The 20,227-nt window shown below is 45.3% G+C and carries 16 protein-coding genes; 5 read left to right on the top strand and 11 right to left on the bottom strand.

Translation table 11 applies throughout. The annotated features are described in order from the left end of the window. Positions 1-448: 448 nt before the first annotated feature. Complete coding sequence (locus tag AACX38_RS11185; RefSeq protein WP_228864314.1) at positions 449-5,548, top strand: RHS repeat domain-containing protein; 5,100 nt, start codon at positions 449-451, stop codon at positions 5,546-5,548. A gap of 324 nt (positions 5,549-5,872) precedes the next feature. On the opposite strand, the gene phoA is transcribed toward AACX38_RS11185, so the two are convergent. The 4 genes from phoA to AACX38_RS11165 all read right to left on the bottom strand — a co-directional run bounded on the left by phoA (position 5,873) and on the right by AACX38_RS11165 (position 10,852). Next, positions 5,873-7,342 (bottom strand): alkaline phosphatase, encoded by a 1,470-nt coding sequence (gene phoA / locus AACX38_RS11180; RefSeq protein WP_255712048.1) that lies wholly within the window; start codon positions 7,340-7,342, stop codon positions 5,873-5,875. Positions 7,343-7,601: 259 nt separating this feature from the next. Continuing rightward, positions 7,602-9,095 (bottom strand): aldehyde dehydrogenase family protein, encoded by a 1,494-nt coding sequence (locus AACX38_RS11175; RefSeq protein WP_228864313.1) that lies wholly within the window; start codon positions 9,093-9,095, stop codon positions 7,602-7,604. Positions 9,096-9,109: 14 nt separating this feature from the next. After that, entirely contained in the window at positions 9,110-9,490 is a 381-nt protein-coding gene (locus tag AACX38_RS11170; protein WP_228864312.1) for a cupin domain-containing protein, read from the bottom strand. Between the two features lie 60 nt (positions 9,491-9,550). Next, positions 9,551-10,852 (bottom strand): NAD(P)/FAD-dependent oxidoreductase, encoded by a 1,302-nt coding sequence (locus AACX38_RS11165; protein ID WP_228864311.1) that lies wholly within the window; start codon positions 10,850-10,852, stop codon positions 9,551-9,553. Positions 10,853-11,226: 374 nt separating this feature from the next. On the opposite strand from AACX38_RS11165, the gene uriH reads away from it, so the two are divergent. Further along, the gene (gene uriH, locus AACX38_RS11160; protein ID WP_228864310.1) at positions 11,227-12,180 is read left to right on the top strand and encodes a uridine-preferring nucleoside hydrolase UriH; all 954 of its coding nucleotides are present in this window, start codon (positions 11,227-11,229) and stop codon (positions 12,178-12,180) included. 108 nt (positions 12,181-12,288) lie between these two features. Here the strand turns inward: uriH and AACX38_RS11155 are convergent, their stop codons facing one another. Beyond that, positions 12,289-12,528, bottom strand: a complete 240-nt coding sequence (locus tag AACX38_RS11155; protein ID WP_099108856.1) for a helix-turn-helix domain-containing protein — start codon at positions 12,526-12,528, stop codon at positions 12,289-12,291. 147 nt (positions 12,529-12,675) lie between these two features. On the opposite strand from AACX38_RS11155, the gene AACX38_RS11150 reads away from it, so the two are divergent. Then, positions 12,676-12,888, top strand: a complete 213-nt coding sequence (locus AACX38_RS11150) for a helix-turn-helix domain-containing protein (protein WP_099108857.1) — start codon at positions 12,676-12,678, stop codon at positions 12,886-12,888. Between the two features lie 297 nt (positions 12,889-13,185). Further along, positions 13,186-14,418: an MFS transporter gene (locus tag AACX38_RS11145; protein WP_228864309.1), complete on the top strand. Its 1,233-nt coding sequence runs from the start codon at positions 13,186-13,188 to the stop codon at positions 14,416-14,418. 253 nt (positions 14,419-14,671) lie between these two features. Here the strand turns inward: AACX38_RS11145 and sugE are convergent, their stop codons facing one another. Together sugE and efp are read right to left on the bottom strand one after the other, a co-directional pair. Continuing rightward, positions 14,672-14,986: a quaternary ammonium compound efflux SMR transporter SugE gene (gene sugE, locus AACX38_RS11140; protein ID WP_099120634.1), complete on the bottom strand. Its 315-nt coding sequence runs from the start codon at positions 14,984-14,986 to the stop codon at positions 14,672-14,674. 199 nt (positions 14,987-15,185) lie between these two features. Beyond that, positions 15,186-15,752 (bottom strand): elongation factor P, encoded by a 567-nt coding sequence (efp, locus tag AACX38_RS11135; protein ID WP_099108859.1) that lies wholly within the window; start codon positions 15,750-15,752, stop codon positions 15,186-15,188. Between the two features lie 40 nt (positions 15,753-15,792). On the opposite strand from efp, the gene epmB reads away from it, so the two are divergent. Beyond that, the gene (gene epmB / locus AACX38_RS11130) at positions 15,793-16,821 is read left to right on the top strand and encodes an EF-P beta-lysylation protein EpmB (RefSeq protein ID WP_099120633.1); all 1,029 of its coding nucleotides are present in this window, start codon (positions 15,793-15,795) and stop codon (positions 16,819-16,821) included. A 128-nt stretch (positions 16,822-16,949) separates the two neighbouring features. On the opposite strand, the gene AACX38_RS11125 is transcribed toward epmB, so the two are convergent. The 4 genes from AACX38_RS11125 to AACX38_RS11110 form a co-directional block, all read right to left on the bottom strand. After that, on the bottom strand, positions 16,950-17,291 hold the full coding sequence (locus AACX38_RS11125; protein ID WP_228864308.1) for a DUF4156 domain-containing protein: 342 nt from the start codon (positions 17,289-17,291) through the stop codon (positions 16,950-16,952). A gap of 220 nt (positions 17,292-17,511) precedes the next feature. Continuing rightward, positions 17,512-19,158 carry a chaperonin GroEL gene (gene groL / locus AACX38_RS11120; protein WP_228864307.1) on the bottom strand — a complete coding sequence of 549 codons (1,647 nt, stop codon included), beginning with the start codon at positions 19,156-19,158 and terminating at the stop codon, positions 17,512-17,514. Between the two features lie 55 nt (positions 19,159-19,213). Then, entirely contained in the window at positions 19,214-19,507 is a 294-nt protein-coding gene (locus AACX38_RS11115) for a co-chaperone GroES (RefSeq protein WP_099108863.1), read from the bottom strand. A 177-nt stretch (positions 19,508-19,684) separates the two neighbouring features. Then, a complete protein-coding gene (locus AACX38_RS11110) occupies positions 19,685-20,197 on the bottom strand; it encodes an FxsA family protein (protein ID WP_099120630.1) in 513 nt (170 codons plus the stop codon). Positions 20,198-20,227: the final 30 nt, after the last annotated feature.

Raw genomic sequence — 20,227 nt, 5'->3', positions numbered from 1 at the left:
CGACTGAAAGTCGTCGAACCACGCACCTCGTAAACGCGCATAGGTCAAAACATTAAAGTCAAAGTCACCGTCTAAAGACGGTGGTTTTAACCTGTCATATGGAAAAATAAAGGAGATCTTTACCTTTGGTTTCTTTGGGGTAAATATAGCGCGAAGAGAATCTCTGGTGCTAATTATACAATAAAAAAATATATGATGAGAAGAGCCACTCCAGTATTCAAAGGGAAGCTACTCCACAAGAAAATATATTTACGACACCACGCACCGATGCTATTAGCGTGAGCCTACTTTTTTTCGAAAGTCCAGCGATTAATTTTTGGGATCATAAATTTGATCAAATTCCACAATTCAAATTTCACGATATTTATGGCAATGAATCAGTCTGGCTAAATGGATGCAGAAATTTCCGGCTTCCATCATATCCTTTCCTCAAAAATAGGTGATAACTATGAGCGATAATTTTTTCTCTCAGGCGACAAATTTCCAGAGTTCCGCCACAGGCAGTGTAGATCCGCGCACCGGGTTATTTAATTGTACGATGCCGCTGGCACATCTGATTGGAAATACCCTACTGGGGCCGGAGCTGACGCTGGCGCTGTCCTACAGTCCGCTGAACCCGATGAATATCGGGTTTGGTGTGGGTTTTTCGCTCGGGCTGACACACTATGATAGAGAAAACCAGCTGTTGATGCTCTCTACCGGCGAACGGTATAAAGTCTATGAAACGGATGATTCGGTTTCTTTAAAGCAGTATAAGCAGGATGTAGTGCGGTTTGAAAAGGATGTCACGAAGAATGTTTACCGGGTTATCCATAAATCGGGGCTGATGGAAATCCTCAGTGGTCCCTTGAATGTCTATAATCTTAAAATACCAATGCGCATTATCAACCCGTTGGGACACTCCCTGAAACTAGCGTGGAATTACGAGATAGTAGGCCTTCCCCGCCTTGCCACGATATCAGATGATAATCAGACGCTACTCAACATCGATTATCAAACCGGTATTTATACCGACATGACAGTCTGGCCCGGATCAACGGAATCGTATACCATCCGCCTCATCTTTGAGAATGATCGGGTCACTCAAATTCGTAATAATGTCGATCAGCAGACATTAAGCTGGGAATTGGAATATAAATCAAACAGCGGTTTTCTGACCCGGATTGCTTCGCCGACAGGATTCGTTGAATTTGTCGCTTACAACTCGGATGGTCACCAGTTTCCCGACGAGGCCGGCCTGCCACCTTTACCCTATGTTACCCAATACACACAACAGACAAAAAATTCCCCTGATGTCATCAGGTACTATAAATATACCGAATCTAATTTTCTGGGTTACGAAAATCACGAGAGCTGGAAAGAGGACGAAGATTACCTCCTCTACGGCAAGATGACCTATTACCTCTACGGCTCCACCGAGTACTGGAACAACGGCAGCGAACAGCGCCACATTATCCGGCGTTACAATAGCTACCACCTGCTGGTTACTGAAAACGTGCAGCAAAACAGTTGCCAGCGCCAGCATGAAACGCACTATTATGCTCAAATCGGGCAGGAATTTGCTCAGCAGCCCCCGCAGTTTCAGTTGCCAAAATCCGCTACCGTCCGGTTTATCACTCAGACGGATCAACCGGACGATGCCCCGCTGACGAGAGAGGAAACCACGCAGACAGAATTTGATACAGCAGGCAACCCCACCGTACAGATTGCTCCGGACGGTACCCGAACCGAATGGGTGTACTACCCGGCTGAAGGCGAAACATCCACCAAGGATAACACGGTATACTGCCCGGCAGATCCGCACGGGTTTGTGCGTTACTTAAAATCGAAAAAAATCATTCCCCCGCCGGTCACCGGCTATGACGATGTGCCCGTCCATCAGGAGATCTACCGCTATGCTTCCCTGCCCACACGCCCCGATAGCCTGACAGATCATGCGGTGGTGTGTACCCGTCAGGAAGTATACAGCGATGAGACCTTGCTGCATACCCGCCAGACCGAGTACCGGGATCAGCCGGAGGATCCGCATCATGGGCGAGTGGACTCGGTGGTAGAAACCGTGTATAGCCTGCAGGATCCCGCTTCCGCGCAACCCCGCTCCCTGTGGAACAGTCAAAAAACCTTCGTCTATGCCCTGAACGCGGGTCAGCTCCGGTGTACCACACAATGGTGCGGGCATGACGGATTAACGCTCAGTAGCATACAGGAAAAATCCTGTCTCAGCGGTAAAATCGGCTATCAACAAAATCCGCAGGGCTGCACGACACACTACCTCTATGATGCGCTGGGCCGTTTGTTGACGCAGAAGGATAATGCCAACACCGATTATGCCCGTGAGAAGGGGTACACATATGCCCTTGAAGCGCCGGGTGTCGTCACCACAACGCAGACCGATGTCTGGGGAAATCAGGCCCGTTGCCAGGCTGATGGGCGCGGGCAGGTTTATCAACTGGACATTCTGGCGAAAAAACTGGACATTCTGGGGAAAGAACAAGCGACTACAGACTGGTACCTCCTCTCAAAGAACGGGCGGGATAGCTGGGGGCGGGTGGTGACGCAGTCTCACCATGACACACTACCGACCGGCCCCGATCCTGCGCAGCCCGATACCGTGAAGACGTGCTCGATCTCCCTTAACCAGCAAATCACCTACGATGACTGGGGACAACCCAGCCTGATTACCTCGGATACAGGCCAGCGTAGCCGGCAGGTGTTTAATCCGGTGACCCAGATCACCCGCTGCACTACTGAGGTGGATGGCCTGACATTCGGTTATACGGAAACGGCCTACAATCTGCGACATCAGCCTCTGACGGTAACGCTGTATGACAGCCAGGGCCAATTCGTCAGCCAGCAACAGAACGAGTATGACGGGCTGGGGCGGTTGCGGGCCACGGTGGATGCACTGGCACAGAAAACGCAATACACCTATGACGCTTTTCATCGCGTTGCGACGATAACGTACAGCGATGGTACCGTGGTGCAGAAAAGGTATGCGTCGTTCAGTACGGATAATTTAGTGACGCAAATTGTGGCGGACGGGAAAGTGCTGGGTCAGCGGGTGTTCGACAGCCTGCATCGGGTCACCTCGGTCACGGTAGGCGGTCGGACACATCAGGCAACCTATACCTGTAGTAATCCGGCGCCTGAGACAGTCACTGACCCGCTCAAACAGACGGTTCACCAACAGTATGAACCCCGTCTGGGAAATGCCTTGCTTCAGCGAACCACCGCGGGGATCACCCAAACCTTTAGCTATGACGCCAAAACCGGCGCGATGATAAACGCGGTGACAGAAAAACAGGTATCACAGCAGTGCGAGTATACCCCCGCCGGCTTATTGCGGCAGGAAACGACCACGTTTAACGATACCGGTGTGGCCAGGCATACTCAATACACGTATTCCCCGGGCGGCCAGCTGACGGCCTGTCAGGATGTGACTGGCACCCGCCGCCAGCGGTATTTTGATACACAGGGGCGTCCTGTAATGATAACAGACAGCGCGATAAACGTGACGATGTCCTATGATGCTGCCAGCCGGTTAAACTGCTGGACGGTGCACGATAATGCCCAGTCGCAATCACTGACCACCACACTGACCTGGGATGACCTCGGCCGGGAAACGGAACGCCGGATTGACAGTGGAACGGACGTACTGACCCTGACGCAGACCTATACGGTGATCGGTCTGCTCGCCAGCCGGGAAACCCGTTCACAGCAGGCCGGGTTGTTGCGTCAGGAAAGTTATACCTATGATGTCGCCCGCCGCTGGCTGACAGATTACCAGTGTTCGGGCACGGAATGCCCTCAGGATGCGTATGGCATGAGCCTGCGCCGCCAGCAGTTTACCTATGACCGGTTGGGCAATATGCTGACCTGTGTGACTACATTGGCGGACAATAGCCGCGACACCGCCACCTTTACCTACAGCCCGTCCGATCCCTGCCAGTTATACCGCATTACCCATACGCACCCGGCCTATCCGGCGAAGATTACGCTAACCTACGATGCAGGCGGCCGGTTGATTCAGGATGAGAGCGGGAACCAGCTGACCTACGATGCGCTGGGGCGGCTGATCTCAGTGACGCTGAAAGAGAAAATCAGCACGTACGGGTATGATGCCGCAAACCGACTGGTTCTGCACCGGCTGGACAATACCGGGACACAGGAGCTGTACTATCAGGGTAATGCTCGCGTCGCAGAAGTGCAGCGTGAAAGCGGCACGGCAACCCGTCTGGTGCATGCGAACGGCACACCGGCGGCAGTAATCGCCGGTGATAAGACCCATTTACTGGGCACCGATGGGCAGGGCAGTCTGCTGATAGACCAACCGGGCAGCGGCACACCGACCCGTTATCGTTACACCCCCTATGGCCAGCAGGCAGCCGATGAGCAGAACACGGCACTGCCCGGTTATACCGGAGAACGTGCCGACCCGACAGGAGGGGGTTATCATCTGGGCAATGGCTACCGCACCTATAGCCCGGTGCTGATGCGGTTTACCGCACCGGACAGCTTAAGTCCATTCGGGGCTGGAGGCCTCAATCCGTATGCTTACTGTTTGGGTGATCCGATCAACCACAGCGATCCGAGTGGACATATGAGCTGGAGCAGTATTTTCGGCATCGTGCTTGGTACGGTTGGCCTGTTAGCGGGGCTGGCCATGGCCATTCCGACCGGCGGTGCCTCGTTGAGTATAGACGGTGCGATTATAGCGGGTATCGGATTTTTGGGAGATGCGACCGGCATTGCCAGTGCGGCCACCGAAGAGAGTAACCCGCAGGCCTCCGCCATACTGGGTTGGGCTTCGCTCGGGCTGGGGGCATTGAGTCTGGGCAGTGGATTGCTGGGCGGGCTGACTCGCGGGATGCGGCAGGTGGGTGAGCAGCTGTCCGACAGTTTTGCCCATGGGCTGAGTGGCAGAGGCGCGGCTCAGGCAGGAAGCAGTAGCCACTACGCAGTGACAACAGCTGAAACCGAGTATACTCGTAATTTTAGGAAATTGATGAACTTAGGTGGTTCTGAACTTATTGATAATCAAATGAATACTATTCAGATTGATTGGAATACCACTCGACCTCTAATTCCAAAAAGTGAGCATATGGCAAGTTACAATACACTTTTAAAACTAGGGCTTGATGAATCTCCATCTGGAAGTAATGTATGGAAATTAAAAACGGATGCGCCGGGGTTAGATCGTATGATAGGTGGTAGTCATCATGTAAATATCACAAGAAACATTTACGAAACATTATATTTGCCATTTATTAATGATGCAACATCAGTTACTCATGCTTCAAAAATTAATAATATACGAGCTATAATTGATCACCATATATTAAATAGAATTCCGTTTGATGCAAACATCATGAATTCAATAAGGATATATTGGTCTGCAAGTCATTATAGTGGGACATTTAAAGATTGGCTTGTCGCTGAAATGGTATTAAGATTCCCTAATAATGAACAAAATATAAGAGCGACGTCAAATGTTATTTATATGGATAATGCAGAGATTTTTGCTAGTTTTTATAATTTTTACTTTTAGTTAACAGTTTATTTATACACTTGTTATTAAATGTTTTTATATTATTTAATAATTAGTTTTTTATCTGCATATTATCCATGACACGAAATTAACCTGAAGATAAATCCGGCAAAACCATTATCTCCCCATAAGGGGGAGATAATGGTTTACCATGAAAAATAAAAGATAACTTTATCTATGATCTTATTTCAATTTTATGAGGTACTAATTTTACTTCATTGCAGCTTATATTATCGAATTTATCCTAATCCGATCATTCGTACTGATTATACGTTATTAAACCATTCAGAATTGAACGATGATATTGATCGGGTACATCTTGTCTTATTGTTTCAACCCCATCGCATCACGTATGGTAAAGAACAAATCTGTCTGATCAGTCAAGCCAACGACATTAGCCGCATGTGGGCCATAAGCAGCGACACGTAACTGCGTTCCCGTATGATGTTGCTTACCTTTCTCTGAGTTACCATAATTTACCGTAATAACCGCACCATCTTTGGTAATCAATGAACGAGTCAGGCCGGGTGATTTAACATCATTAGCAACAATCTGGCTGGAATGGGCATGATCAGCGGTAACGATAACTAACGTATCTTCATGCTGTCTGGCATATTTCAGCGCAGCCTGAACAGCTTCATCCAGTGCCACCGTTTCCCCTATCTGGGCACATGGGTTAGCTTCATGGTCTTGCTTATCAATCGAAGCACTTTCTACCTGCAAGAAAAACCCATTTTTGTTAGTCTTGAGCAAATCAATCGCTTTCTCTGTTAGCTGTACCAATGTCAGTTCATCTGAACTACGCTTTGCATTAACCTGGCACTTCACCGGTGCTTCATTAAGATTACCGTGATAAACCGCTTTTGGCCCCTCCCAAATCACATCCATATTTCCATTGCTAAATATGCCTAATAACGGCTTTTTCTGACTGGCTTCTTTAATATTGCCCAGTGATTTTATATCCGTTACCCATTGATAGCCTTGGTCTAATGCCTGTTGCTTCAGGGTATTTCCTTTATTAGCTCCGGCTGTTGATTGTTGATCAAAATATTTAGCCCCTCCTCCCAGAGTGACATCAGCACGCGCTGTCAAAAGTTGTTCCGTGATAGAACCTTTGCCACCTTTATCCAACACTTCCGTCGGGCATTTTTCTAAAGTTTCCTGTGGATCCCGGCATTTACGATTGGTGATATGCGCATATAACGCGGCAGGGGTTGCGTCCTGAATTTCAGCTGTCGTCACATTTCCTGTGGCTTTTCCATTCTGCTTTGCCAATTCCAGTAATGACTGATGTGGCTTGCCGAAAACATCAATGCCCAGCGCACCATTATAGGTTTTCACTCCTGATGCCCATGCGGTAGCTGAAGCAGCGGAATCCGTAACATAATCTGGTTTCTTAGTTTCTTTATCCAGCGAATAGTGCGTATATTGCCCCGTGAAAGGAAGAGCATCGATTCCCTCGAAAAAACCACCAGCACCTTGTGCGTAGTTGCGGGCCAGCGTAATTTCAGAATCCCCCATGCCATCACCAATAAACAAAATGACATTCTTCGCTTTTGTATTATTTAAGGCTGCTTTAAGTGCATCAGTTTGATCCTGAGTCAGGCGACGGGCACCACTAAACTGAGTAAGATCACCATGAGCGGAACGTTTTTCTGCCATGATATTATCCGCACTATTGTTAGCTTGCGCAGATAAACATACACCTGACGCTAATATAGCGACAGTCATAGCAAGAATATTTTTTGTACGATTATGAAATATAGAGCGATGGGACAGGTCATTACAGGACATAGGTGATTCCTTATGATCGGGAGAATTAAAAAACACCTTCTACCCAAATAGTAAACACCCAATATGGCATTATTGTGAAACAGAAATGACACATTTATGACAATGCTTATACAGTATTATGGAAATATTTTTTTTGGATCAATGACTTTGAAAACATCAGCCTAAAACCATTTTTCAACATTGATAAATGATTAAGTTGCCTCGTTTTGACTGACACGAAGCAACTTTAAATTCCTTAAGCATCAATACACTGCAACTATCAATACCGTATCATGACTGATTTCAGTTCTGTGTAATACTCGATGAATGCCTTGCCAAACTCCCGACCGAATCCTGATGATTTTATCCCTCCGAATGGAAGAGCAGGATCAAGATGCGTATGCATGTTAACCCACAAAACACCGGCCTGAATACGCGGGATCATTCGCATCGCCTTACTGAGATCATTCGTCCATAAGCTGGCGGATAAACCGAATGGCGTTGCATTCATCATAGCAATCAGCTCCTCCTCGTCATCATAACTGAGGAAAGTCCCTATCGGCCCGAATGTCTCTTCTTTCATCAACGTATCATCTGCACTTTTGGCTCTGATCACGGTGGGCATTACAAAAAAGCCTTTCCCTTCCAGTGCACGGCCGCCATAGACAATTTCATTCCCTTCCCGACGCGCTTTTTCAAACAGGGACAGAATTTTTTCATAGTGCTCTTTATTTGCCAAAGGCCCCATTTCCGTCGTTTCATCAAGGGGAGAACCAATTTTCATCGCTGACAGACGTTCAGAGAGTAACTTCAAAACCGCATCCATATGAACAGAAGGAATATAGAAACATTCTGCTGCCGCACAGATTTGCCCCTGATTCAGATATCCGGCTTCCAATATTCCATCAACTATCTTCTCGACGGGTACATCTGACAGGAAAGCCGCTGCGTTTTTGCCACCCAGCTCCAGCGTTGCACGGAACTGCCCCTGTTCCATAACAGATTTACCTATAAGTTTACCTGTAGGTACTGATCCGGTAAAAGACACTTTGGAACACAACGGATGAGTCAACAGCGTAGTTCCTACACCGGCTCCGGAGCCATTAACGATATTAATCACGCCATCAGGAATTCCGGCTTCTTTTGCCAGTTCCGCCACGCGCAGCATTGTTAACGGGGTATATTCGCTTGGTTTCAGCACAATCGTACAACCGCAGGCCAAAGCAGCCCCCAGTTTCCAGATGGCAATCATAATCGAGAAATTCCAGGGAATAATCCCGACAACCACGCCGACAGGTTCACGGCGGGTAAAGGCGGTATATTCTTCACCCTTAAAAGATGGCAAAGAAACATTCAGTGTTTCACCACTTATTTTACTCGACCAGCCAGCAAAATAGCGCAAGTATTGGGCGGAGGCTTCAACCTCCAGCATACGTGATAACTGAATGGTTTTTCCTGAACATAGAGTTTCCAACTGGGCAAGTTCTTCGCTATGTTTTTGCAGCAAATCCGCCAGCCGTATCAGGCAATTTCCACGTTCCATCGGTGAAGTCCGGGCCCATGAACCATGAAAAGCATCAGATGCAGCCTGCATAGCAGCATTGGCTTCGACCTCACTTCCCTGATTAACGGTAGCGATCATCTCATCAGACGCGGGGTTGACGACTGAAAAGGTTTTATCTCCCTGACCACGAACGGATTGTCCATTGATGTAATGGCCATGAAAACGCTGCAAAAAAGCCGTAACGGACGCCAGCAAAGTGATGTCACTCATGATGTTATCCTCCGTCAGCCTGAAATCTGAGAATTGATACACGCCATATAATGTTTCACGAAGCGTTCACTGGTAATTTCCCACAAAACTTCCGTACCTTTGGCTGCAAACCATGAATCACCTTTGTGATATTCGACCACAACACCGGTTTTAACATCCGTCAGTTTCACAGAACCTTCATGCACCGTTGCCATCTCATCAAAGGGATAAACCATCTTAAATTTCCCTCTGGTACAGGCAAAAATACCGCAGGTCAGATTATCATTTGGTTCCCCGTGAACCATGGCAACACTTGCCTGTGGATCACCGTCTACGACAACAGAACCAAGATTAGTTACACTGCCAATCGGCATTAATTCAGGAAGTGATTTCTCTAACAATAACGGCTTTATCATGACTTTTACCTTTCAGAATTTATTGTGCAAAAAACCGTGAAAACCCAAAAATCAGTAAAACTAACGACGCCCTTTCCAGTAGCCTGAAAGCTGATGCCAGCTCTTTCCGAGAGAAAGATAGACATGCCTCAGTTGCTCTTTACCAATAACATTCATATGCGGGATAGAGCTCAGCAAAGAATAACGATCGGAACCCTCACTCATGCCTTCTGCCAGCACTTTACAGATAATATGACTTGGTGTTACTCCAAACCCTGAATACCCCTGAACGTAAAAGACATTGTTATGCTGTGGCAAAGAACCTATTTGCGGGAACAGGCTAACGCTACAGCACATCGGGCCTCCCCATGCCAGTTCAATCTTCACATCTTTCAGGTAGGGATAAACATCCAGCATGCGATTCCGGTTCCATTCTTTTAAATCAGAAGGGATATATTCGAGATACTGCGTTGCGCTACCAAACAATAGCCGGTTCTCTTTAGTCACCCGCCAGTAATTGATGATGGGACTGATATCGCTATAGGCTCCGTGGATAGGGCTGACTCTTTCAATCATTTCGTCTGACAGCTCTTCTGTCATTAACTGAAATGCGTAAGTATTGATTGTTTTTTTATAAATTGTTGGTTCAAGACCATTCAGAAAGGCATTACATGCCCACAACATTTTATTTGCCCGTACCGAACCCATTGCAGTACGGACGGTAACTCTCGGACCATATTCAACATTCAAAACCTGACTGTTTTCGAAAATTTTGACGCCGTAATCTGTAACGGCCTTAGCTTCCCCTAACAACAGATTCAGTGAGTGAACATGCCCACCTCCCATATGTTTCAATGCAGAGGTGTACAGATCTGAACCGATGACTTTTTTAACATCTGAACCGGTATAAAGCTCAATTTCATCATCAGGACAGGCTGCCTGAAACTCTTTCAGCCAACCTTGCAACGTCTTATCCTGCCTGGAGTTATAACCTAAATAGCCATAACCCGGGCAAAAATCCGCATTGATATTATATTTGGCAATCCGCTCCCGGATTATTCCTGCGCCCATATTGCTGATTTTAAATATGGTCTCCAGACCTTTCTCACCGACATGGCGTTTAATCCGATCCAAATCATGACCAATGCCAGCCATAACCTGCCCGCCATTACGCCCTGTTCCTCCATATCCAAGCGTTCTTCCTTCCAGAATCGCTATATTGGTAATGCCTTTTTCTGCCAACTCCAATGCTGTATTTACACCAGAAAACCCACCACCAATGATAACGACATCAACATCCAGATCTTCTGTCAATGTTGGAAAGCGAAGATCATATTTTTTAGTTGCTGCATAGTATGTTAATGAATCGATCTGATTATTCATATTACACCCCGTGAGCATCAGTCTATACCCTGATATGTTCAGGGATACCTGTGCATTGACTGAATGTTATTTATTCAATTAACGTTTTTTATTCAAGCGATATGATAAATCGAGATCAAAAAACATTAATAAATTAATAAACACACGAATTTGCCATCTGCGATTTCTTATCATTTATATATGAATCATACGCAATTAAAATGCTCAAACCCTTTGTTGTTTATATGTTAATTAAATCACATTAATCAGAATAATTATTAACAAGATTACATTTTTTATCATGTCGTTTTGTGATGGTCAGCGGAGGAATTTTTATTGATGGTGAATTATTCTTGGTGAGTATATTTACTTTAGGCACCATAAAAGGAATGAATATGTCCCCCAAGAAAATTATTCTCGATTGCGACCCTGGTCATGATGATGCCATTGCTATGTTACTTGCTCATGGCAACCCTGATATCGAACTCTTAGCTGTGACAACTGTTGTGGGCAACCAAACTTTAGATAAAGTTACCCATAATGCGCTTTCCATTGCCCGTATCGCTAATATCCGTGATATTCCTTTTGCTGCCGGCTGCTATCGGCCGCTGGTCAGGGAGATCAAAACGGCTCCTGACATTCATGGAGAAACGGGACTGGATGGCCCTATTTTGCCTGAGCCGGAAATAAAACTAGACGCTCGCCATGCCGTGGATTTAATCATTGATATCATCATGGAACATCCGCCCAAAAGCGTCACATTAGTCCCAACCGCAGGCTTGACGAATATTGCTCTGGCTGTGCGTAAGGCACCACAAATTGTGGAGAGAGTAAAAGAAATTGTATTAATGGGAGGGGGTTACCATGAAGGTAACAGAAGTGCTGTTGCCGAATTCAATATATTAATCGACCCGGAAGCGGCACATATTGTTTTCAATGAAAAATGGCCGCTGACAATGGTCGGATTAGATCTCACCCATCAGGCACTGGCAACACCGGACGTTACTGAAGAGATAGCCAAAATAAATACACGCCCTGCTCAGTTTGTGTTGGATTTACTCCAATTTTATGGAAAAAGTTATCGGATGACACAACGGGGTTTCGACTACCCTCCTGTTCATGACCCTTGTGCTGTCGCTTATGTTATTGACCCCAGTGTCATGAGCACACAAAAAGTTCCTGTTAATATCGAAATATCTGGAACCTTAACCACAGGTATGACTGTTGCTGATTTTCGCTTTCCGCCTTCAGAGGACTGCCATACCCAGGTTGCGGTAAAACTGGATCAGGCCAAATTTTGGCGACTGGTCATTGATGCCCTAAAAAACATTGGTGAAACCGATCACTGAGAAAGCTACCTGACAAACAGACCAAAATCACCTTTGAGTTAGTTGTATAAGCTCAAAGGTGATAAATTTCACTTTCAGAATGATATAAGAAACAGAACAACGAATTATTTAACCGGAAGAGATAGAAGCTTTAAAATCGAACAATTCATTCAGCTCAATCTGCAACCCATTCGCAATCACATAAATAATTTCTAAGGTAGGATTTCTGACACCGCGCTCAATACCGCTGACGTAGGTTCGATCCAAACCACACTTATCGGCAAAAGCCTCCTGCGACATCCCGGCTTCTTTCCTGAGATATCTGATCCTTTGCCCGAAAAGGGATTTGATGTTGTTAGGTGTTTTCATCCGATAAGTATCGATTCGTGTTACTTATCCGACCACGGACTATAAGTCACATTTAAATCTAAGTTATGTTATTATGTGTGACTCATAGTCTACTGATAAATTATTTCTTTTTAATTGAAAAATGACAGGTAACCGGAGAAATTAAAAATGGAAAATAAAGATTGGCACTCCGCCGATATCATTGCTGAATTGAAAAAACGTGGCACAACATTGTCAGAAGTCTCACGTACAGCGGGGCTGGCATCATCAACACTTGCGAATGCTCTACAACGCCACTGGCCGAAAGGGGAGCGTTTAATCGCAACCGCGCTGGGACTTACGCCAGAAGAGATATGGCCTTCTCGTTATGAAAAAAAGTAAACAAAATAAAACCCAGCGTAATGCTGGGTTTTATTCAGATTACTGACAAGGTGCTGTTTTTTTTATCCTTATCCGGTACTTTAATTGAATCAAATTCCGTTCATCGGACGGGGCTTACCATCATGTTAAGAATGCCTCCCTATCTTTCCTTCCTGAAGTACTCTCACTCAATGATTTATCGTCCCAAATCTCTTAATCCGAAAAATAGATGTAACCATTGATTTCGAATTTATCCGTAGCTGGGTAAGCTATCCAGCATCTGTTTAATGCACTCAAAGAAACGAAAAAGCTCAATGTATGAAACTCTACTATGCTCTGAAGAATCGCATTATCTTTCGTTTATGGGCTGCATTAACCCTTTCCTGTATAGGTGCGGAAGTATACTCTTTTGCGGTAGTCTGGATCGCGACAGATAGGTTTGGCAATGATTCCGGCTATCTGATAGCCCTACAGGCAGGGATCATACTCTTTGCTACTTTAACGTCAGGAGCTCTCACTGAGGGTTTTTATCACCGTGATATAATGATCCTATCTGACTTGGCTCGATTTATTGCCACATTACTTCCATTCATCAGTTGGCAGATGACAGGAGGAGTACCAACATGGTTACTGGTCTTTGTTATTGCAGTGGTATCTTGGTTTCGTCCGGTTTTTGATCCTGCACTACAGGCTATCTTACCTGCGATTTCGACGGAGCGTTCGCAGTTACAGACAGTCAACGGGTTGTTTGATATTGTCAGGCGGATTGCACGAATTGCTGGTCCCGCGCTTGCGGCTATGATGTTTTCCGTTATGTCGGTTTACAATTTCTTTTCCTTCAATGCAGTAACCTATTTAATCTCAGCCGTGTTTATTTTTAGTATTTCATCGGATTTGAAGAGAATGGAAGGAACGTCAACTGCTCACTCACGCACTGGCGGGATTATCAGAAGAAACACTGAAGCAATATTTGGCGGTTTCCTTGCCCTTAATCGTCAATTTTCAGTAAATTTTCATCTCATTGCTTATGCGCTTTGTAATGCAGGATGGTACGTTAGCCTCGTTGTGGGCCTCGCATTAAAACTGCATCAACAGTTTCCTGAGAAATCAGAATATTTTGGCTATTTACTTGGGGTATATGGTGTTTTCAATGTGCTGTCGAATCTCATCTTTTCTGAATTCACCATTACACGTCCGGTTCTGGCTATGTCTGCGGGCCGTCTGCTTTCTGGCCTTGCATTACTGATGATGGCAATGAGTGACAGTATTTTGTCAATTATGATTTTTTCCGGTATCGCTGCACTGGGGGCTCCAGTAACGCAGATTCCTCTGGCTACTTTGATGCAGACACAGTTTGCTAAAGAAGATGTTGTCAGGGTGTTTCGTTGTCGGATGTTTTATGAATGGTTTTTCTTACTGCTGGCACTGTTGGCTGCACCTGCTTTAATTCATATTATCAGTCTTTACTGGGTTATGCTGTTATCCGCTCTATGCTATATCGTTCTGGGATGCTCAGGTCTTATATTGACTCGGGATACAGGGCAATCATGAATAATATCTGTAAACGACCAAATTCAGCAGAGGATATTCCCCTATTAGAATTGTAGGGATGAATCTCGTTGTAATACCGAACCAAGTAGCAAGTGATATCCCTGATGGCATTTTAAATTTCTAGATTGCACCATCTTTTTTATGCGAAATAGTATCATGAGCATCGTTACGTGCATTTTCACTGTTTATCAGCAATCTAAACCCAGCATAATGCTGGGTTTTATTTTAATGTTAATCAAGTAATTACAGGAAATCAGCTGGCAAGTTTCAAGCCAATAATGCCAACCACAATCAGGCCAAGACTTAATATTCTGGCAATATTTGCAGACTCACCCAATACCATAATCCCAAAAATCGCTGTACCTACCGCCCCAACACCTGTCCAAATCGCATAGGCTGTTCCTGCCGGAAGACTTTTCATAGCATAAGCCAGTAACCCTACGCTGATAGTCATCGCACTGGCAGTGATCAAACTCGGCACTAAACGGGAAAAACCCTGTGTATACTTCAGACCCACAGCCCATACAACTTCAAATAAACCCGCAATAAGAAGTATCAACCAAGACATGTTTTAACCTTATATCTAATGGAAGCGGGGCCGTCCCCAATGAGATGACGTTTATCCGGGTCGTCCCAGATAACGATAGGAAATGAAAAGGGATTATAACGATCAACCCAAGCCGCTGCAATGGTCGTAAAAATGACCATAAAAAAACCGCAACCTCTGGACGAAGAGGCTGCGGTTTTTCTAAAATAACAAAGCGAGATTATTTCACGCGAGAAACGTATTCGTTAGAACGGGTATCAACTTTGATGACTTCTCCGATCTGGACAAACAAAGGTACTTTTACTACCGCGCCAGTGCTGAGAGTAGCTGGTTTACCACCAGTACCTGCGGTATCACCTTTCAGGCCTGGATCAGTATCAACAATTTCCAGCTCAACGAAGTTTGGTGGAGTCACAGCGATAGGACGGCCATCCCACAGAGTCAGAACACATTCTGCCTGATCGATCAGCCATTTAGCATTGTCACCAACGGCTTTTACATCTGCAGCTAACTGCTCGAAAGTTTCGTTGTTCATGAAATGCCAGAATTCACCGTCGTTGTACAGGTAAGTCAAATTGACATCCATAACATCTGCACTTTCAACAGAATCGGTTGATTTAAAAGTTTTTTCTAGCAGTTTGCCAGAAATCAGCTTACGAATACGAACACGGGCAAATGCCTGCCCTTTACCCGGTTTAACAAATTCACTGTCAAGAATAGCGCACGGCTCGCCATCTAACATGATTTTAAGACCTGAACGGAATTCATTGGTACTATAAGTAGCCATGGAGATCCTCTAATTTTTAACGAAATGGCTTAGCCAAAAAATGGCACACATTATAACCCATATTCACCCTGCCAGAGAAGTCTGGCTACAACAACTTACTGATGTTATCACTGATCCCAGTGAGTTGTTGCAATTGTTATCCCTGAACACGCACGCCTTATTGAAAGAAGGTAATGAGGCGCGACGCCTGTTTCCCTTGCGTGTGCCAAGAGCATTTGTATCACGAATGAAAAAAGGCGATCCGCAGGATCCCTTATTACTACAGGTTTTAACAGCACGAGAAGAGTTTGATACTCCAGCCGGATTTTCTACTGATCCATTAGATGAACAGCATCCGGTCGTTCCCGGCTTGTTACATAAATATCGCAACCGGGCGTTATTAATGGTGAAAGGGGGTTGTGCGGTAAACTGCCGTTACTGCTTCCGACGCCATTTTCCTTATGAAGATAACAAGGGCAATAAAAGTAACTGGCAATCAGCACTAGAGTATATTGAGCAGCATACTGAACTTAATGAGATCATTTTCTCTGGCGGTGATCCTCTGATGGCAAAGGATCACGAACTGGATTGGCTGATTACTCAACTTGAGTCTATTCCTCATATTAAACGACTACGTATTCACACCCGTTTACCCGTCGTTATTCCCGACAGGGTGACGCTTTCATTATGTAATCGTCTGGCACAATCCAATTTGCAGGTCATTATGGTCACTCATATTAACCATGCAAACGAAATTGATGAGGCATTCCGGGAGAGTATGGCGCGGCTGAAGCAGGCTGGAGTCACCCTGCTGAACCAGAGTGTCCTGTTACGAGGTGTAAATGATGACGCTGATATACTGGCTGATTTAAGTAATTCGTTATTTGATGCCGGTATTTTGCCTTACTACATCCATGTGTTGGATAAAGTACAGGGTGCAGCACACTTTCTTGTCAGTGATGAAGAAGCAAAAGCCATTATGCGGGAGCTATTAACCAAAGTCTCTGGCTATCTGGTGCCGTGTCTGACAAGAGAAATCGGCGGTGAACCGAGCAAAACTCCATTGGATTTAGGGTTAAAAAATAATTAACCAGTGAGGTTTTTTTAATATTTTCGCGATAACAGGCAGTGCACAGAAATTCAGACAGCTGGCTCACGATGTTGCAGGCTGTTTTTCTGGGCATTGCCCGAATTCAATATGCTGCTTATCACTTACACTCAAGGACATTTATAGACTTGACCAACCATCTTGCTGTCGAGGGGAATAAAGCTATTTAACAGCCCCTCTGACGGACTATTTACGCCATATATTACATTCCCACCCATTTCAGCTGCTTTATTACGCAAATCATTAGCCGCACCACGCATAGAACTGCTTTCACTGCCGACGCCATTAAGCCAGTTACTTTGAGTTCCCGCCACTTCACCTAACCGCTGGCATTCACTACCCGGCTGAGTATCCACAAAACGCACACCGGAACCTGCTGAAGTTAATTGATTATTTGTCGCGCATCCCGCTAACAGCAACACCGATGCGCCGAGCAAAAATTTTATTCGCATGTCTTCCCTCGTTGATTACGCTAACTTCATACACTTCGTCTTTCAAATTGCCTCTTTGTTGGCCGCGACGCATCTTGAAATCCATTGTGTATATTACGATGATAAATTTAATCTTTTGTATGCTATTAATAGAAGAAAGTAAAAAGGCGAGCAGAAAAATCTGCTCGCCTTCAAAGTTTTACCCTAATGGATGGGAGATCCCATCATCAGGATGAGCGCATTACATCATGCCGCCCATTCCACCCATACCGCCCATGCCGCCAGCTGCGCCTAAGTCAGCTTTGTCATCTTTTGGCAGTTCAGTGATCATCGCTTCAGTTGTGATCATCAGACCAGCGATAGATGCTGCGAATTGCAGTGCAGAACGAGTTACTTTGGTTGGATCCAGGATACCCATTTCGATCATGTCGCCGTACTGTTCAGTTGCAGCGTTATAACCGTGGTTGCCCTGACCTGCTTTAATGTTGTTCACAACAACAGATGGCTCTTCGCCTGCGTTCTCAACGATCTGACGCATTGGTGCTTCCATTGCGCGCATTGCAACGCGGATACCCACGTTCTGATCTTCATTGTCACCAGTCAGGTCAGCAATAGCTTTTGCAACGCGAACCAGCGCCACACCACCACCAGCAACAACACCTTCTTCTACTGCTGCACGGGTTGCATGCAGTGCATCGTCAACACGTGCACGTTTTTCTTTCATTTCAACTTCAGTCGCTGCACCAACTTTGATTACAGCAACACCGCCTGCCAGTTTCGCTACGCGCTCCTGCAGTTTTTCACGGTCATAGTCAGAAGTTGATTCTTCGATTTGCTGACGGATTTGACCAACACGCGCTTCAATCGCGCTTGCTTCGCCTACGCCATCAATGATAGTAGTGGTGTCTTTGTTGATAACAACACGTTTTGCCTGACCCAGATCTTCCAGAGTTGCTTTTTCCAGCTCCAGACCAATCTCTTCAGAAATAACAGTACCGTTAGTCAGGATAGCAATATCCTGCAGCATTGCTTTACGGCGATCACCGAAACCTGGTGCTTTAACCGCAGCAACTTTCACGATACCACGCATGTTGTTCACAACCAGAGTAGCCAGTGCTTCGCCTTCAACATCTTCAGCGATGATGAGCAGAGGTTTGCTTGCTTTAGCTACACCTTCCAGAACTGGCAACAGTTCACGGATGTTGGAAACTTTTTTGTCTACCAACAGAATGTATGGGTTTTCCAGTTCAACAGAACCTGATTCTGGTTTGTTGATGAAATAAGGAGACAGGTAACCACGGTCGAACTGCATACCTTCAACAACATCCAGTTCGTCTTCCAGACCAGTACCTTCTTCAACGGTGATTACACCTTCTTTACCGACTTTATCCATCGCTTCTGCGATCAGTTTACCTACAGTTTCGTCGGAGTTTGCAGAGATTGTACCAACCTGTGCAATTGCAGTGGAATCAGAGCAAGGTACGGACAGTTTTTTCAGTTCTTCAACAGCGGAAATAACTGCTTTATCAATACCACGTTTCAGATCCATTGGGTTCATGCCAGCAGCAACGGCTTTCAGACCTTCGGTGACGATTGCTTGAGCCAGAACGGTTGCAGTAGTTGTACCATCGCCAGCCGCATCGTTAGCTTTAGAAGCAACTTCTTTAACCATCTGTGCACCCATGTTTTCGAATTTGTCTTCTAATTCGATTTCACGTGCTACAGAAACACCATCTTTAGTAATTACAGGTGCACCAAAAGATTTATCCAAAACAACGTTACGGCCTTTAGGACCCAGAGTCACTTTAACTGCATCAGCCAGTACATTCACACCACGCAACATTTTGCTGCGAGCATCATTACCAAATTTTACGTCTTTAGCTGCCATTGTATCTTTCCTTTAAATTCGTTCAATTAAGAAGATCTGAGCGTAAGATTTTCAATTACGCTTCAACAATTGCCAGAATATCGCTTTCAGACATGATCAACACTTCTTCGTTATCGATCTTCTCTGCTTTAACACCGTAACCTTCATTAAAAATGACGATATCACCCACTTTAACATCCAGAGCTTTAACATCACCGCTTTCCAGGATGCGACCATGGCCAACAGCAAGAACTTCACCACGGGTAGATTTGCCCGCAGCTGAACCGGTCAGAACGATTCCACCAGCAGATTTAGATTCAACTTCTTGACGTTTGACGATAACACGGTCGTGTAATGGACGAATTTTCATTGATAGATCTCCTATAAATAAAGTCCATATCAGGTAAGAGGATTGATACTAGAACCCAACAGAACCAGTACCATGAAGCTACAAGTTGGGGCTTATAGGCAGTACTTCAAGGGGGGATAGCAAAAAATATTTCACTTTTTTATTACCCGTGACAATCTCAGACAGTATGAGCTGAAGTTATTTCTTATTGTGGTCATTATCATACTCATTATGATTTTTTTGGTCATCGCGAGTAATCTTATTCGATGCGTCATCCTGCCTGCGCTCATACTCTCCTTCAAATGTCTGACCATGATTACTATCCTGACCATATCCACCACGAACATTCGGACGGTAAAAAGTCAGATGTGGCAGTAACTTAGCTGTCAGCAATTTTTGCACAGGCGACAACAATAATAATAGCCCGAGAAAATCGGTAAAAAAGCCGGGAATAATTAACAGGAAACCCGCAATGACCAAAGAAACACTTTTGATTGCTTCTTCCGCAGGGCTTTCTCCAGCAGCCATTTTCTGCTGCATCGACATAAAGTTCTTTATGCCCTGATTACGAACCAGAGAAACCCCAACACAGGAAGTCAGAACAACCAGTAACAGCGTTAACAGGACGCCGACCTCAGAAGCGATGCGGACAAACAGTACTGATTCGATATAAATCAGCAGACATATCAGGATAAGAGGAAACCAGCGCACGTTGTTCTCCTGTAGTTGAAGAAAATGAAA

This window comes from Xenorhabdus sp. PB30.3 (genome assembly GCF_963895965.1).
GTDB classification, from domain to species: domain Bacteria; phylum Pseudomonadota; class Gammaproteobacteria; order Enterobacterales; family Enterobacteriaceae; genus Xenorhabdus; species Xenorhabdus stockiae.
Note: the sequence above shows the minus strand (reverse complement) of the source record. Positions and strands in the feature narration are given on the sequence as shown.

Coding starts and splice junctions, on each gene's coding strand:
- sugE (WP_099120634.1), bottom strand. CDS start 14,986: ATGTCTTGGTTGATACTTCTTATTGCGGGTTTATTTGAAGTTGTATGG.
- AACX38_RS11170 (WP_228864312.1), bottom strand. CDS start 9,490: ATGATAAAGCCGTTATTGTTAGAGAAATCACTTCCTGAATTAATGCCG.
- AACX38_RS11175 (WP_228864313.1), bottom strand. CDS start 9,095: ATGAGTGACATCACTTTGCTGGCGTCCGTTACGGCTTTTTTGCAGCGT.
- groL (WP_228864307.1), bottom strand. CDS start 19,158: ATGGCAGCTAAAGACGTAAAATTTGGTAATGATGCTCGCAGCAAAATG.
- AACX38_RS11165 (WP_228864311.1), bottom strand. CDS start 10,852: ATGAATAATCAGATCGATTCATTAACATACTATGCAGCAACTAAAAAA.
- uriH (WP_228864310.1), top strand. CDS start 11,227: ATGTCCCCCAAGAAAATTATTCTCGATTGCGACCCTGGTCATGATGAT.
- AACX38_RS11115 (WP_099108863.1), bottom strand. CDS start 19,507: ATGAAAATTCGTCCATTACACGACCGTGTTATCGTCAAACGTCAAGAA.
- AACX38_RS11185 (WP_228864314.1), top strand. CDS start 449: ATGAGCGATAATTTTTTCTCTCAGGCGACAAATTTCCAGAGTTCCGCC.
- AACX38_RS11155 (WP_099108856.1), bottom strand. CDS start 12,528: ATGAAAACACCTAACAACATCAAATCCCTTTTCGGGCAAAGGATCAGA.
- AACX38_RS11125 (WP_228864308.1), bottom strand. CDS start 17,291: ATGCGAATAAAATTTTTGCTCGGCGCATCGGTGTTGCTGTTAGCGGGA.
- epmB (WP_099120633.1), top strand. CDS start 15,793: ATGGCACACATTATAACCCATATTCACCCTGCCAGAGAAGTCTGGCTA.
- efp (WP_099108859.1), bottom strand. CDS start 15,752: ATGGCTACTTATAGTACCAATGAATTCCGTTCAGGTCTTAAAATCATG.
- AACX38_RS11145 (WP_228864309.1), top strand. CDS start 13,186: ATGAAACTCTACTATGCTCTGAAGAATCGCATTATCTTTCGTTTATGG.
- phoA (WP_255712048.1), bottom strand. CDS start 7,342: ATGTCCTGTAATGACCTGTCCCATCGCTCTATATTTCATAATCGTACA.
- AACX38_RS11150 (WP_099108857.1), top strand. CDS start 12,676: ATGGAAAATAAAGATTGGCACTCCGCCGATATCATTGCTGAATTGAAA.